The organism is Mycoplasmoides alvi ATCC 29626 (assembly GCF_000701785.1).
GTDB lineage: Bacteria > Bacillota_I > Bacilli_A > Mycoplasmatales > Mycoplasmoidaceae > Mycoplasmoides > Mycoplasmoides alvi.
This window is the reverse complement of the sequence record NZ_JNJU01000001.1, coordinates 249130-264665: the sequence shown is the minus strand read 5'-3', so window position 1 is coordinate 264665 and position 15536 is coordinate 249130. Positions and strand designations below refer to the sequence as shown.

12 protein-coding genes and 1 pseudogene are annotated in these 15536 nt (G+C 26.0%); all 13 read left to right on the top strand.

The window, feature by feature from the left end:
* A pseudogene (locus T383_RS0101075) lies at positions 1-238 on the top strand (hypothetical protein); the annotation flags it as partial.
* A 101-nt stretch (positions 239-339) separates the two neighbouring features.
* Positions 340-3084 (top strand): DEAD/DEAH box helicase, encoded by a 2745-nt coding sequence (locus tag T383_RS0101070; RefSeq protein WP_156940230.1) that lies wholly within the window; start codon positions 340-342, stop codon positions 3082-3084.
* A complete protein-coding gene (locus tag T383_RS0101065; RefSeq protein WP_033159797.1) occupies positions 3050-3385 on the top strand; it encodes a UvrB/UvrC motif-containing protein in 336 nt (111 codons plus the stop codon). Before T383_RS0101070 ends, T383_RS0101065 begins: the two co-directional genes overlap by 35 nt.
* Positions 3386-3500: 115 nt before the next feature.
* Positions 3501-4583, top strand: coding sequence for an ABC transporter substrate-binding protein (locus T383_RS0101060; protein WP_033159796.1), 1083 nt, complete (start codon positions 3501-3503; stop codon positions 4581-4583).
* 2 nt (positions 4584-4585) lie between these two features.
* Positions 4586-5602 (top strand): FecCD family ABC transporter permease, encoded by a 1017-nt coding sequence (locus tag T383_RS0101055; RefSeq protein ID WP_033159795.1) that lies wholly within the window; start codon positions 4586-4588, stop codon positions 5600-5602.
* The gene (locus T383_RS0101050) at positions 5592-6350 is read left to right on the top strand and encodes an ABC transporter ATP-binding protein (protein ID WP_033159794.1); all 759 of its coding nucleotides are present in this window, start codon (positions 5592-5594) and stop codon (positions 6348-6350) included. The genes T383_RS0101055 and T383_RS0101050 overlap by 11 nt, the downstream gene beginning before the upstream one ends.
* Before the next feature lie 593 nt (positions 6351-6943).
* On the top strand, positions 6944-7378 hold the full coding sequence (mraZ, locus tag T383_RS0101045) for a division/cell wall cluster transcriptional repressor MraZ (protein ID WP_033159793.1): 435 nt from the start codon (positions 6944-6946) through the stop codon (positions 7376-7378).
* Entirely contained in the window at positions 7371-8312 is a 942-nt protein-coding gene (gene rsmH / locus T383_RS0101040; protein ID WP_033159792.1) for a 16S rRNA (cytosine(1402)-N(4))-methyltransferase RsmH, read from the top strand. Before mraZ ends, rsmH begins: the two co-directional genes overlap by 8 nt.
* Positions 8300-9553, top strand: a complete 1254-nt coding sequence (locus tag T383_RS0101035; RefSeq protein ID WP_033159791.1) for an MPN316 family protein — start codon at positions 8300-8302, stop codon at positions 9551-9553. Before rsmH ends, T383_RS0101035 begins: the two co-directional genes overlap by 13 nt.
* 20 nt (positions 9554-9573) lie before the next feature.
* A complete protein-coding gene (locus T383_RS03715; protein ID WP_052663941.1) occupies positions 9574-11205 on the top strand; it encodes an FtsZ/tubulin family protein in 1632 nt (543 codons plus the stop codon).
* A 121-nt stretch (positions 11206-11326) separates the two neighbouring features.
* Positions 11327-13876, top strand: coding sequence for a terminal organelle assembly protein TopJ (topJ, locus tag T383_RS03710; protein WP_052663939.1), 2550 nt, complete (start codon positions 11327-11329; stop codon positions 13874-13876).
* 14 nt (positions 13877-13890) lie between these two features.
* Complete coding sequence (gene grpE, locus T383_RS03705) at positions 13891-15024, top strand: nucleotide exchange factor GrpE (RefSeq protein WP_052663937.1); 1134 nt, start codon at positions 13891-13893, stop codon at positions 15022-15024.
* 95 nt (positions 15025-15119) lie between these two features.
* The gene (locus T383_RS0101015) at positions 15120-15500 is read left to right on the top strand and encodes an MPN121 family protein (protein WP_033159790.1); all 381 of its coding nucleotides are present in this window, start codon (positions 15120-15122) and stop codon (positions 15498-15500) included.
* The last annotated feature ends 36 nt before the right edge of the window (positions 15501-15536 follow it).

The window sequence follows — 15536 nt, the reverse complement described above, 5'->3', positions numbered from 1 at the left end:
TATTGATAAAGCAACAAAATATTTGTTTAAGGAAATCGATGATGATTACATTGACACTTACATAAATGAGATTTGTGATAACCAATATGCTGAATTGGAAAAAGAAAAAAGAAAACAACAAATTATTAACCAAAGAATTAGAGAATCACTTTATAAAAAGCAAGTATTTTTAAAACAAAAAGAGCAAGAATTGATGCTTAAAGAAAACAAATTAAATTTTTTAATAAAAGGTGTTTAAAAAATGGTTTATAAAATGCAATTCTTTTTATTAAAATTGTGCATAACTCTCTGAAATTATAGGGACAAAGTCAAAAATATTTAACACAAGCATGAACTAAAATGGCAAAAGAGTTTTCGTTTAAGGACGCAAGGGAACTGGTCAATTTTTATAAGAAGCTATTAAAGAGCCTCACTGTCGCAACTAGTTATCCTAACGCAAAATTAAAAGATGTAAAAAATAAGTTCAACGCCCTAAAATCGTTGGGGTATTTTTCTAATTTAGCAAACCGCGAGATTGAAGGCATTGAATATACAGAAAGAAAAGACTCTTTTGAAGCTTTGCTTCTTTATATTGATAACTACATAAAAGGTGTTGATTTAGCGGCTTCATGTGAAACTCTTTATAAAGACAACTATATGGAAATTAACTCCAGATTAGATAGGTTGTCTCCAGCTGGCAATCCTATCCCATGGGTTTTTACCAGCAAAAAGAAAAAAGATGAAGCAATGGAGCAATTTAAATATCTCTCTGATTACAAAATTAGTCCGTTCATTGAGGACTCATCCAAGTTGCTTTCTGATATTGATAATCTAGCAAAAACAAATCTTGATGAAGTTAAGTATAACTACTTTAACAAAAGAGATTTATTTGCCGAAACAATAAAAAAATCAGATCCTGCAGCTTTTAATGACGGCAATCTTTATATTGAGAGACACAGAAACCTCCTAACAAAGAACAACAACTTAGTTAATGAAGTTAATGCTTTAAGAGAAGCTATTAAATCAGCTAGAGTAGAAATCAAAAAAGCGGTCGACTATTTAGTGGCTCAAGAATTAGTTAATTTATTAAGAGCGATTCCAATTGATGAAGTTAATCGTGATAAAAAAGGAATTAGAGTTAAATCTTTAAGAGATGCAGGTTATGAAAACATGGCAGACATTTATGCTGCATCCGTTTATAACCTTTCTTCGGTTTACGGAATGAGTCAGGATGTTGCTTATACAGCCAAAAGAGTTGCTAGTGATTATGCTAAAAAAGCACAGCAAGGAATCAAGATTAAATTAAGCGTAGACAATAAGAATAAACTGGCCACAAACGTTGTAAGAGCTGTATATGCCTTAAGGCAAATTAATAAATATTTAGATATAATCGATGAACAATATAGAAATCACGGACCAAGAATAAGACAATCTTTCGACCTTCTTAGGACAGTTGGAAATGGATCTATTTGGCCATTCGTGACGGATGATAGAAAGCAAGACTTTAGAAGTGCTTATTCTTACTTAAAAGAGAATCTATTTGGAGAATATGGTGCGACTATTACTAAAGCCATGCAGGATTATCGTCTTAACAAAGTCGGTGGAGCAGAAGAAGCGTGGGCTGATTTCGCACAGAATTCTATCCAATTCTATAACATTATCGAAGATATATGTCCTGGAGTGCTAGGAACTGACGATTTGGTTTATGGACTACCTGAGGATTTAGCCAGAGAGATTCAAGATGAGTGTATTTTCCCTGATGGGCTTCTTTGTACCTTAAGAAGATATCAAGAGTGGGGCGTTAAATACATACTTCACCAAGAAAAAGTATTATTAGGCGATGAAATGGGTCTTGGTAAAACTGTCCAAGCTATCGCCACTATGGTTTCTTTGAAAAACACAGGTGCTACGCACTTTATTGTTGTTTGCCCTGCTAGTGTTCTTACTAACTGGTGTAGGGAAATAACCAAGCATAGCCGCTTAAGAGTAATTAAAGTCCATGGTTACGGAAAAGTATATGCTTTTAGAGCTTGGCTTAGAAATGGCGGAGTTGCTGTAACTACATATGAATCTACAGGAGAATTTGAATTTGATAATCCTAATTATAAATTCAGTCAATTGGTAGTTGATGAGGCTCATTATGTTAAAAATCCTGGTGCAATGAGATCTAAGCGAGTTCGCGCTTTATGTGAACATGCCGAAAGAATCCTATTTATGACAGGTACAGCCCTAGAAAATAGGGTTGATGAGATGATTGAACTTATTAGCGTTCTAAGACTTGATATTGCTAACAGAATTAGCAGAATCGCATTTATGTCAACTGCTCCTCAATTTAGACAGGAAATCGCTCCAGTTTACTATAGACGTAAAAGAGAAGATGTTCTTACTGAGTTACCAGACCTAATCGAAAATGAAGAATGGTGTACTATGACTCCAGAAGAAGAGCATGTTTATGAAACCGCTGTTCTTGGAAGAAAGAGCTACATGGAAGCCCGTAGAGTGTCTTGGAATATAGAAGATATTCATAAATCTAGCAAAGCTAAAAGGTTATTAGAGATTATTGAAGATGCTAAAAATGATGATAGAAAAGTTCTCGTTTTCTCATTCTTCCTCGACACAATTAGAAAGATTCATGATTTGTTAGGCGATGATGTTTGCTTAAATCCAATCAATGGATCCATCAACCCAAATAGGAGACAAGAAATTATCGATGAATTTGATGCTGCCCCAGCTGGTACAGTTTTATGTGCTCAAATCCAATCTGGTGGTACTGGTTTAAATATTCAAGCCGCATCAGTTGTTGTTATATGTGAGCCACAGCTCAAACCATCTATTGAAAATCAAGCGATTTCAAGAGCATATAGAATGGGGCAATCAAGAAACGTTCAAGTCTTCAGACTTTTATGTGAAGATACAATCGATAAAAGAATGATGGATTTGTTAAAAGAAAAACAAGTCATCTTTGATGCTTTCGCTGATAAGTCTGTAGCAGCTGAGAAATCAGTCGAAATTGACGATAAGTCATTTGGCGATCTTATTAATGACGAAATTGAACGTATTAAGGCCAAAAATGGTGGTGCTATTCCAAGACCATTGAACCTATAGATGTCTCGAATGATGAAGCTGAAGAAGAAACATTCAATTAACTTTTAATAAAAAACATCAAATTACACCAAAAACAATCATTAAACCAATATATAGTGATTTAGGTAATAAAGAAAGTGCTCGTGACCTTTATAATTTTGTTTCCAAGAAAAATAAAACTAAAAAATCTATAGAAAAAATGATTGATAACTTTAGGAAAGAAATGCTGGAAGCAGCTAAAAAGCAGCAATATGAAAAAGCTGCGGAACTTAGAGATATTATCTTAGAACTTGAAGCTGAAATAAATAATTCAAAAAAATAAATATAATCTTTGCATAAGCATTAACAAATACATAAAGCAATTTAGAAAAAAATTGCTTTTTTTTATAATATTTAAGATTTTTTTAAAATAATTTTTTTGAAATAGTTTTAATTGTATGAAGAAAAAGGTAAATGTTAAATATTTATCAATAGTTTTTGTGTCCTTGTTTACTTTGTGTCTTTCTTCTTGTTCAGTTTCTACTTCAAATAATCAAATGATTGAAGTAATTGACACTGTTGGAGACAAAATTAAAGTTCCTAAAAATCCCAAAAAAGTTGCATGTATATCTAGGTGTACTTATGATTTGCTATTAGGATATGGATTATTTGATAATGTTTATGGGGCATATAAAGGAACATTGGATAATCCATGAGTAAATGAAATCTATCCGAATTCATCCAAAGTTAAATCATTAGCATATAATCCTAGTGCAGAAGATTTGTTAAAAGATGGTGTCGATTTAATTTTTGCTCCTACAAAATTTATTGCTGAAAGTTATCGAAATGTAGGTTTAAATGCAATCACAATCAGTTTATATGGAACACCAACATTTGACAACTTTATTTATAAATATAGTGATATTATTACAACTATTTGAGATAGTTCAATTGCAAAACAAAAAGCAACAAAATGGAAAACAGATGTTGAGCATGCAATTAATGAAATATCTTCAAGAATTAAAGCGTCTAATATTATAAAAGCAAAAAAACTTTTCTATGTTAGAGGCGATAAAGATAGAGGAATTAATTATACAGATACAGTAGGTTCATTTACTGAATATGGATATCGCCTTTTAGGATTAGATGATTATAGTAATAGTTTAGATAGTGATAAAACAATGCCTTCAGATGAAGAAATAATAAAATTTAATCCAGATTATATTGTTTGTGGTGGAATATATCAAAATAAAAATATTAATTTAATTAAGTTTGATAAAAAGTATAAAAATTTATCTGCTGTTCAAAATCAAAAAATTTTCAACATTCCAATAGGTCTGACAGCTTTTGAACAATTATCTATTGCTACACCAATTTTCTTTTATGATCAAGCAAATAAAATTTATCCTGATTTGTTCAAGTATGATATTCAATCATTATTATCTGAAAGTTTGAAATATTATTTTAATTATGACATAACTTCTGAAAAAATTAATTGAATGTTGAAAGGTTTGGGCCCAACAGGGAATAACTTATATTAGAAATGAAGCAAATTCTTAACAACAAAAAAAATTTAATTTTTTTAATAGTTTCTATTTTTTTATTGATAACAATTTTTTTTATTGCACTAATGGTAGGCAGATATACTATTAATGCTAATGATTTTTTTCATGCTACTTTTACAGGAGAAATAGGTTTTGAAACAGAAAGAAATGTTATTGTTAATTTACGACTACCAAGAACAATAATTGCTTGTTTATCCGGAATTTCTTTAAGTTTATCTGGCTTGTTATATCAAGAAATATTTCAAAATAAACTAACATCACCTGACTTATTAGGTGTTAGTAATGGCTCAGGTTTTGGCGCTGCAATTTCTATAGTTGCTAATGTTCCAAGTGCTTTTGTTAGTATTTTTGCTTTCTTATTTGGATTATGTACTGTTTTTTTAACAGTTTTTATTTCAAAATTATTTAAAAATTCAAAGTCTACAATTTTTCTTATTTCTGGAGTTATTGTTAGTGCTTTTATGTCATCTGCTATTGCTTTTACAAAATATTTGGCAAAAGATGAAGTTCAATTATCAAGCATTACATATTGATTGATGGGGTCATTTGCCAATTCTTCATTTCATGAAGTTTACATTTTAACACCAATTATTTTAGTTTGTACAATTGTTATTTTACTTTTTAGATGAAGAATTAATATTGTTTCTTTGGGAAGAGAATTAGCACAAACAAAAGGAATTAACTATTCATTTTATAGATATGCAATAATTGCAATTTCTACATTACTAACATCATCAACAGTTGCATTTTGTGGGACCATATCATGAGTTGGTTTAATTATTCCTCATATTGTTAGACTAGTATCAGGTAGGGATACAGCTAAAAATGTTCCATTGTGTATAACTTTTGGTGGAATATTTATGATTTTTACAGACATTCTTTCAAGATCTTTTACTTCTCAAGAAATTCCTTTGAGTGCAATTACAGGTATTTTTGGAGGAGTTATATTTATTGGCATATTGTTATCAAAGCGTAAGGTAAACTATGTCATTTAAAGTAGAAAATTTATTTTTTAAATATAGTAAACGTGGAAATTATATTTTGAATGATTTATCGTTTTCAATTAAAAAAGGAACCATAAATATTATTTTAGGTCTCAATGGTTCTGGTAAAACAACTTTAATCAAAACATTAGCAGGAATAAATAATGATTATGAAGGTTTGATTTTTTATGATAATTTAGATTTTAAAAAAACAAGGATTCATGTAAAAAGTAAATTAATTTCTTATGTTTCACAAAACCTTGATTTAGCTCATGATGTTCTTGTTAAAGATTATTTAACTTATGGAATTACAAATTTAATTAAATTTTATAATGTACCATCAAAGAAACAAATAGAATCAATATATGACAAAGCTCAAAAATGAAAAATTAATCATTTGATGACAAAAAAATTAGGTGAGCTTTCTGGTGGACAAAGAAGATTGGTAAATATTTGTGTTGCTTTACTTCAAAATGCAGAAACAATTATTTTAGATGAACCAACTGCTTCACTTGATTTAAACAAGGAAAATGAAATTTTATTAATATTAAAGAATATTAATAAGCATGAAAAGAAAACAATTATTTTTTCAACACATAATCCTAATCATGCAACATTATTAAAATCAAATGTTATTTTAATTAGCAAAGGAAAAATAGTTGATATAGGAGATGCAAAATCAATCATTAATATTGAAAAATTAAGTAATATTTATGGAGATACTTTATGTTTCAAAGAAAGTTTACAATATAAATGATAAGTTAATGTTAATTGTTGCTTAATTTTGTCTATTACAAATTTTTTTGAAGTTAGAAAATTAGATAAAATATTTTATTAAAATTTAGTAATTAATTTTTTTTTGAGTATTAATTATTGCTATTTTTGCTTTAAAAATTAGTTATTTCTTTTTTTATTTTTAAGTAAAAATTTATTATTTTAAAAAAAAACTTTAGTTTTAAGTTTTCAATTTGTTTTATTCCTATTTTATGCTTAAATTTAAAGTTTTTGCTTTTATAACTTTCAATACCTCCTCTGAACTATTAACAAATTTCTTGATCAATAAGGACAAAGATTTGGCACTTAATTTCTTTATTTTCAATTAATTTTTTTAATTGATTTAGTAATTCAATATGATTCACATTTATATTGAATTAAATTATTTTTCTTGTTCATAAGTTTTTCTTACATAAATATTTTTACTTTAAGAAATTACTTATTAAAACTTTTAACCAGTATTATTGAAAAAACTTAAATATTAAACACAGTTAGTAAAAAAATAATTTATTTTTTTGCATTTTTCATTTTCTTGTAGTATCATTTATTGTGTCATTAAGTGGGAGGAAGTGGTAAAAAATGTTTTTAGGAACATATGAGCATAGCTTAGATTCTAAGAACAGAATTAGTCTTCCTAGTCGTTTAAGAGCTAAGATTTCATCATCTGTAGTTATTAGCAAAGGATTTGATGGATGCTTAGAAGTAAGAACGCCTGAAGAATTTGAAAGTTATGCTCAATCATTAAGTAAACTTTCAAATACCCACAAAGACAGTCGCTTGATTATTAGACAGATATTTGCTAACTCAATTGATATTGAATTAGATGCATCAAATAGGATTTTGATTCCTGTAAATCTTTTAAAAGAAGCTAATTTAAAAAAAGATTTAGTAATTATTGGTGTTGGTAAAAAAATGGAAATTTGAGATAAAAATGCATATGAAAAGTTTAAATCAGAAAGCGATAGTACTTTTGAGGAAGTTGCAGAACGCTTAAATTCAATTGAAAATGACTAATAAGATTCATCAACCTGTTTTGTTAAAAGAAGTTATTGATAATCTTCAAATTGATTCAAATTTAACATATTGTGATTTCACAATTGGTTATGGCGGACATGCTTCTGAAATATTAAAAAAAATTAAAAAAGGAGTATTAATTGGTTTTGATCAAGATCCAGAGGCTATTAGATGATGCGAAAACAATTTAAACAAAGATAAGTTAATACTAGTTAATGATAATTTTTTGAATTTTTCTAAATATTTATATAAGTTCAATATTAACTTCATTGATAGAGCTTTATTAGATCTCGGTGTTTCTAGTTTACAATTTGATTGCCCAAATCGAGGTTTTAGTTACAAACATAATGGTCCTTTTGATATGAGAATGAATCAAACAAAAAATTTATTGACTGCTGAAGAATATGTTAGAAAAAATAATTTAAATCATTTAATTCAAATTTTTAAAGAATATGGTGAAATTAAAAATCCAATTCATGTTGCAAAAGTAATAAAAAAATACATTGATGAAAATAGAAATGTAACAACATTAGAAATTTCCAATTTAATTAAAAAGAATGTTCCAACTAAAATGCTTTATCAAAATAAGCATCCTGCAAGATTGTATTTTCAGGCATTGCGAATAGCAGTTAATAATGAGTTAAATATTTTGAAACAATTTCTAGATATTATTCCCAAGTTTATCAATTTAAATGGAATTTTAGCAATTATTACTTTTCATTCGTTAGAAGAAAAAATTGTTATTAAAAAAATTAATGAACTTTGCTCGGCACCTAATTTATTAGGAGTTCCAATAAATAATACTGAATTAATTCAATTTGAAAAAATAACTAAAAAACCAATTACTCCAACAAATAGTGAAATAGAAAAAAATTATCGTTCAAGATCTTCAAAATTATTTGTTATTAAAAGGATAAAAATATGTACAACTTAAAAACTGTTTCTGTAGCTATATCTTTAAATGAAGAAAAAATAAATTTAGTTGTTAGTGATAATACAAATGGTTCTTTTAATTTGTTGTATACAAATTCAGTTTTAAATGATAATTTTTATTCAAATGAAAAAATAAATAATGAGGAAAAATTTATAGAAGCTATTTTTAATCTTTTAAAAAATGCTAGTGATGCAATTGATTTGAAAATAACCAAAATTATTTTATCTTTTGATGGATTAATTAATAGTTTTAATATTCATAAAATAAAGACAGGTTTTTTTATTTACAAAAGTCCTGAAATGATTTATAGTAAAATAAATGAAGCCATTGATTTATGAGTAAATAAAACCATAAATTTATCAGAAAACTCTAAAATTATATCTTGAAAAATTAGCAATTGGGTAGATATAAATAATCAAAAAGTTTTGGATACAAATTTAAAAAATAATTCTAAATATAGAGCCAAAATTAATGTTTATACAACTAATAGTTTTTTAGTTGATAAGGTTGTTAAATTAATAGAATCATTAAATGTTAATGTTATTAACGTTTCATTATGCTGTCTTAATAGTACAGTTTTAACAAAAAAACAAAATGAACTTTTAATTGAAATTCATGAAAATGATTCACATGTACTATTACTTAGTAATGGTGTAATTGAGCATTCAATTAATTTAAATTTTAGCATAAAACAATTAAATGAATATATTGCATTAAAAATTAATAATAATTTACTTAATTTTTCAAAAATTAAAGAAATAATTTCTGATATCTTGGATTACAATGATGAAAATGAAAGTAACTTAATATTTTCACGTGATAGTAAATTTTTAAAAGCAAATTATTTGAAGAAAAAAGAAATATCTTCTTTGATAAAAGAATATATTTATCTATTAATTAATCATTTAAATAAAACTTTAGATTTAACCAAATTTAATAATATTTTTGTTATGTCTGATTACCAAACTATTTCTAACCATTTTGTTAAATGTCTAAATGAATTAAATATAGCTAATTTACAGATATTTAATGTGAAAAATAATTTTATGCTTTTAGACAATGAATATTATTTAACTGCTTTATCAGTCATTTATTTTAATCAAAAACAAAAATATAAACTATTTGAATCATGTGTAGAGCCTTATTATTCTGATGTTTATGATCAAAAAATGCAAGCTAAATTGAAAGCAATGACAATAAATACAAATATTACACAAATTGTTCAAAAATTCATAAAGTAAGATTTATAAGGAGTTAAACAATGAAAAAAAATAACAATATGAAAGATGTTTTATCAAGTTTTGATTCTGATCTTAGTCAAGATTTTTTAAAAACAAATAATGATAGTTTAAATGAAAATAGTAAAGTATTGAAAAAAGACAATGATTTTAATTTAAAAACTTATGAAGTAAGCAAAACTAAAACTAGTGACATAGTAACTTCTAGTTTAGATATTGTAAATTTTGACAACAATGATAATGATTCTAGAACAATTGATGATTATGAAATTTTACTAACTGAATCAAAAGATTTTTCATTTAAACCAACAGATATTATTCAATTAACAGAAAATTTATCAAATGTTGAAAATGTACAAAATAAACCAGTAATAAAAGTCATTGGTATTGGTGGGGCAGGCAATAATATTGTTGAATTTATTGCTAACAAATTGTCGATTTCAAACAATGTTATTTTTTATCAATTAAACACTGATTCACAACACTTAAAGTACTTAAAATCTAAATCAAATCGTTTTTTAATAGAATCAAAGATAACTAAAGGAATGGGATCTGGAGGAAATCCTGAATCAGGCCGATTAGCCATGAAAGATTTTGAAAAAAATATTTATCAAATTTTAGAAGGAACAGATATTTGTATCATCATAGCTGGGTTTGGAAAAGGAACAGGGACAGGTGGTGCTCCAGTTGTTTCAAAAATAGCTAAAACAATGGGAATATTAACTTTAGCATTTATAACAATGCCAAGTAGTGGTGAGGGCAAACATGCTTTAGAAAAAGCAGTAAATGGTTTAAAGGAATTAAAAGAATCTGCAGACGCAATTACAACTATTAGTAATGAAAAAGTGTTATATCAAAACGTTAAAAATAATTTATCATTGTTTGATGTTTACTCAAGATCTAACTATGAAATTGGACAATCAGTTAAAGTTATTAGTGATATTGTTTTATTACCATATCATCAAAATATTGATTTAGCTGATGTAAAAAATTTTTTTAGAAATAAAAATAATGTTAATTTATTTGCAAGCATGAAAATAAGATTTAACAATAATGAAATAAAAGATGTTGATAAAATTTTAAAACAAACTTGTAATCAATTAATTTTTGAGCAAAATTTAAATAATGCATCATCTGCTTTGGTTTTATTTTATGTTAATTCCAAAACTCCTTCCACTTTATATTCAAACACTGTTACAACTTTAAAACAGATAAGTGGCAATAAAGATTTAGATTTGGTTTATGGAATTAATATTACAGAGGATGAATTAATTGGTTTTGATGTTATTGTTGTTAATAATGAACCAACTATTTTATCAGGCAATAATATTACATCTATTTTAAAGATCAATAATTCCAATATATTTCCAAATAATTTAACTTCTTCATTAAATGTTAAGGATAATAATGATGTTATGAGTAGAAAAATGCGTCAAAAAATGTTAATAAGTAATAATCATAATGAATTAATAATGAATGCAGTTCATAATCAATTAGAAGATGATTTTAATGATTTAATTGAAACTAAAAAATTAACAACCGATCAAATGAATAAAATTATTAATAAAACATTTGAATCATATTTTGATAAAAAAAGTGACAATTTAACAAATAAAGATGCTGAGTACAATGAATCAAATATTTTTAAAAGTTAGTAGGAGAAATTATTAGTTTTTTTTATTGTATAATACACAAAATAAGTCATTATTTCACATTTAAAACATTTTATTTATTTAAAGTTATTTTTAGTTTTGTAATTTTTAGGTTTTATTAAAGATGTCTCAAAAAAAGGATTTTTATGAAATTCTTGGTGTTGACCGAGAAGCAAATGATCAAGAGATAAAAAAAGCTTTTAGAAAATTGGCCCAAAAGTATCACCCTGATCGAAACAAAGAAGAAGGTGCTGAAGAAAAGTTCAAAGAAATTAATGAAGCATATGAAGTTTTAAGTGACAAAACAAAGCGGTCCAATTATGATAAATGGGGTCATGATGGTATAGATGGTCGCCCAGAAGGTTTTGATGCCACTGATGCTTTTTCATCTTTTTTCGAAACAATTAAAAACGACTCATCATTTTTTAGTGATGATTTTGATACTGATAAAAAGAAAAAAAAGAAAAAGAAGAAAAAAGATGATCTAGATGAGCATGAAGATGAAATAGAAAAATTCATGCATGAACAGAATGCCAAGAAAAAAGAAGAAAAACGTAAAGCCAAGGAAGCAAAAAAAGCGGCTAAGCGTGCTAAAAAAGGTTTGTCAGAAAAACAAACTGAAAATGCTGCTGATGATTTTACTTTTGAAAATACTTCTTCTGATGAAATTAAAAAAGATGAAAATTCTAGTTTTAATGATTTAGATTTTGATAATCCTTTTTCTGATGAACCAGTAGTAAATTCATCAGATTTTGACATTGCTAATGACTTGCCAAATCAAGAAGATGAACCTGTTGAATTTTGACTTAAATATGTTGGTGATTCTTACTATGGTTATTATGATGACAATAATGACTGACAATGAAAAGGTTATTTTGATGAAAATCAAAAATGAATTCCTGAAGTTGATCAAACTATAACAAAATCAAATTCTAATTTAGATAACATATCTGAGGTAATTGAAAAAATAGAACAAGATGATAAAAAAGAAATTGAACCTGAAACTAATTTAAACTCTGAATTTGAAGCAAAAGAAGAAATTAAAGTAGACATTGATATACCTACTAATAAAACAGAGGTAGAACCAAAACCTGAAGTTAAAGAAGAAGATTCTTTAGTTAAAAATGAAAATAAATTAGAATCTAAAGAAGAAAAAGAAGAAGTAAAAAAAGATGATGATCCTTTGCCAACTTCTTCAGGAATTTCATCTTTAGGAAATTCAATGTTTGATTTATCATTTTTAAGTAAGAATCCAGTAGATAAATTTAATGACAAAGTTGAAAATGATTTAGATAAAAAATTAGTAATTAATGAAAATAATACTAATGATTACCCTAAAAATGATACAAATGAAAATGTTACAAAAGAAGTTTTATTGAATCAACCAGAAAATGAGTCAAGTGAAATTTTAAAAGAATCTAATAATAAAAGCGATGAAGTTAAATTTGAACCTTCAATTATTGAAGAAGAATTTAATAATGATTTTATTGTTAATGTTGATACTTATAAAAAAGAAAATGATTTGAGTAACAATGAAACATCATTAGTTGCCAAAATTCTTAATAATTATTCTACGACTATTATTAATGAAAAACAGGTTTTAAGTAAAAATGAAAACGATGATGAATTTTTTGTTTTAAATGAAAGTGATTTTGATTTCTCATCAATTGATTTAGAAACAACATCAATTATTAAAAATAGTTTATCTGAAAAACCAATTTCTTTATTGCAAATACCAAAGCGTGAAGAATTAAACATTGAATATCGAATTCAGATTGATCAAATTTTATTATTTAATGGAATTTCAAAACAAATCAAATATTATAGAAAAATTCCATGTAATCTTTGTGATGGTAATGGTAATGATATCAATGAAGCCAATTCTATTTTTGAGTGTTTTACATGTAATAAATCACCTTTCTTAATGAATAATTGTACAACTTGCAATGGCTTTGGAAAATTAATTGCTAAAACATGCAAACAATGCAAGGGTAAAACATATTGTAAAGAATTAATGAGTTTAGACCTTCGTTTGCCAGTTACTGATAAAGAAATTTATGAAAACTTATATCCAGGATTTGGGCATGTACATAATTCATTAATCAAGGGTGATTTAAGAATTGTTTATGAAGTTGTTAAAAGCAAGTTTTTTAAACCTCGTGATAATGATATAGTAACAGTAGTCATGGTTGATCCATTAGTGGCCGCAGATGGTGGATTTATTTTAATTCCAACACTTAATGATATTTGTAAATTAAAAATTAAACGTGGCCTAATGAATAATGATGTAATTATTATCAGTGGTTATGGTTTGCCTGAACATATTGATATCGATACTAATAAAAAAGTAGACCAAGGTGATCTTATTATTAAAATTAGATATGCAAATGTGAGTAAAAAAACTAAATCTAAAAAAACAAATAATTCGTGAGAAATTAAAAATGAAAATGTTATTAAATATATTAAATCTGTTGGTTCGGAATTAATTCCTATTTGAGAACTAGATTCAACAAATAAAAAGGATTTGATAAATATTAACAAAAATAAATTTAATGAAATTTCTCAATCTATTGTCAAAGTAATTGAAAGTAGTTTTAATTTAGACAATGAATTAAATATTTCTGAAGAATTTAAAGATTTAAATGTTAAAAAAAATAAAAAAAATAAAATTTAAAAGGGTAATTTTGTATGAACTTAAATAAAAAGAAAGATGAAAAAATTTTAAAAGTTAATAACAATGAAAATTTACAAACTCAAAATTTAACTTCCAAAAATATGAACGCTATTAAAAATAACCAAATTAAAATTCAAGAAAAAAAAGAAAATGAAATTAAACTTGAAAATAATGATCTTGCTGAAGTTCAAAATGATTGTGACATGAAAGCAAATGATAATGAGATAAAAAATCAAGAAAATAATGGGGAACAATTTGATGAGATTATTCCTATTAAAGAAAATTCATCATCTGAGTTTGATAATAAAATTCAAAATTTACTTAATCTTGTTAATAATAACATGAATACAAAAATTAAAGCAATTCGTAATGAATTTGACGAATTGATAAAAGAATTATCTAACCTTTATAAGGTTCAAGTATCAGAGTTTGAAAAAACTAGTGCAATTTATGCTAAGGCTAATGAAGATATCCAAGATAAAATTCAAAAATTAGAAGAACGAGCTAGCAAAGAAATAGCTCAAAAAATTGCAGAAATGGATGCTAGAAAAGTAGAAGAAATTGAAAATGCCAAAAAATTTGCAATGGAAAAGGCAGCTAATGGTGTACTTAAAGTTGTTGATACAATAGAATTTGCAATTAATTTTGCTAGCAAAGATCCTGCTATAAAAAATTATGTTTCTGGATTTAAAATGGCATTGGATCAATTTTTAAAATGATTAGAACAATTAGAAATACATCAAATAGAAATTAAACCTGGAGATCAATTCGATGAATATAAAATGAGTGCTTTAGAGACAACTAAATCTAATTTGCCTAAAAATTCAGTTGTTGAAGTTAAGATTTCTGGATACATGATGCATGATAAAGTAATTCGACATGCTTCTGTTGCAGTTAGCGATGGTTCATTAGAATCTAAACAAGTAGCTACAAAACAAATTCAAGTTTTGAATCAACAAGTTAAGCAGCATGTTAATAATACTCAAAATATTAAAACAAATAATTTTTCTAATAATGCTTCTTCAGTTAATAACAAAATTATTAATCAACAACAAGTTCAAAAAAATTTGGGGCAAAATCAAACAGTTCAACAGCATAAAACGCAACCACTTAATGCTATTAATCAACAACAAGTTCAAAAAAAATAAATTTTTCATTTTTGAAAGGGTATAAATATTACAATTATTATAGGGTTATCATAAAACCTTAATACAATTATAGAAAATGTACTCAAATTTACTTTATGTCTGATATTAAAAAAAATAAAATTGAAATTGAAATTTCTGATTCGATAAAACAATCATTGGAAGAAGGTTTAAAGAAAATTATTAAAACTAAACAACTTCCTGAAAATACTAGTTTAGAGCATTATATTCAATTGATTTTAAGCAACTATGTTCAAAGTTCAAAAGCAATGGAAAATATAAGCGATGATTTGGTGTCAGAATTGAAGGATAAATTAGAGACACTTTTTAATCCAGAAGAAATTGGCACTGAAGATTTTTATAAGAAAATGTTAAATAATTTTAAAAAAATTTTAAGTCCAGATGTTGAATACAAAAAAGAAAGTGTTGATAGTGATGCAAGCAAAGAAACAACAGAATCTAATAAAAAGAAATCTTAGATTGTGTTCTTATAAGATTTAGATTGTTGAGCAAAT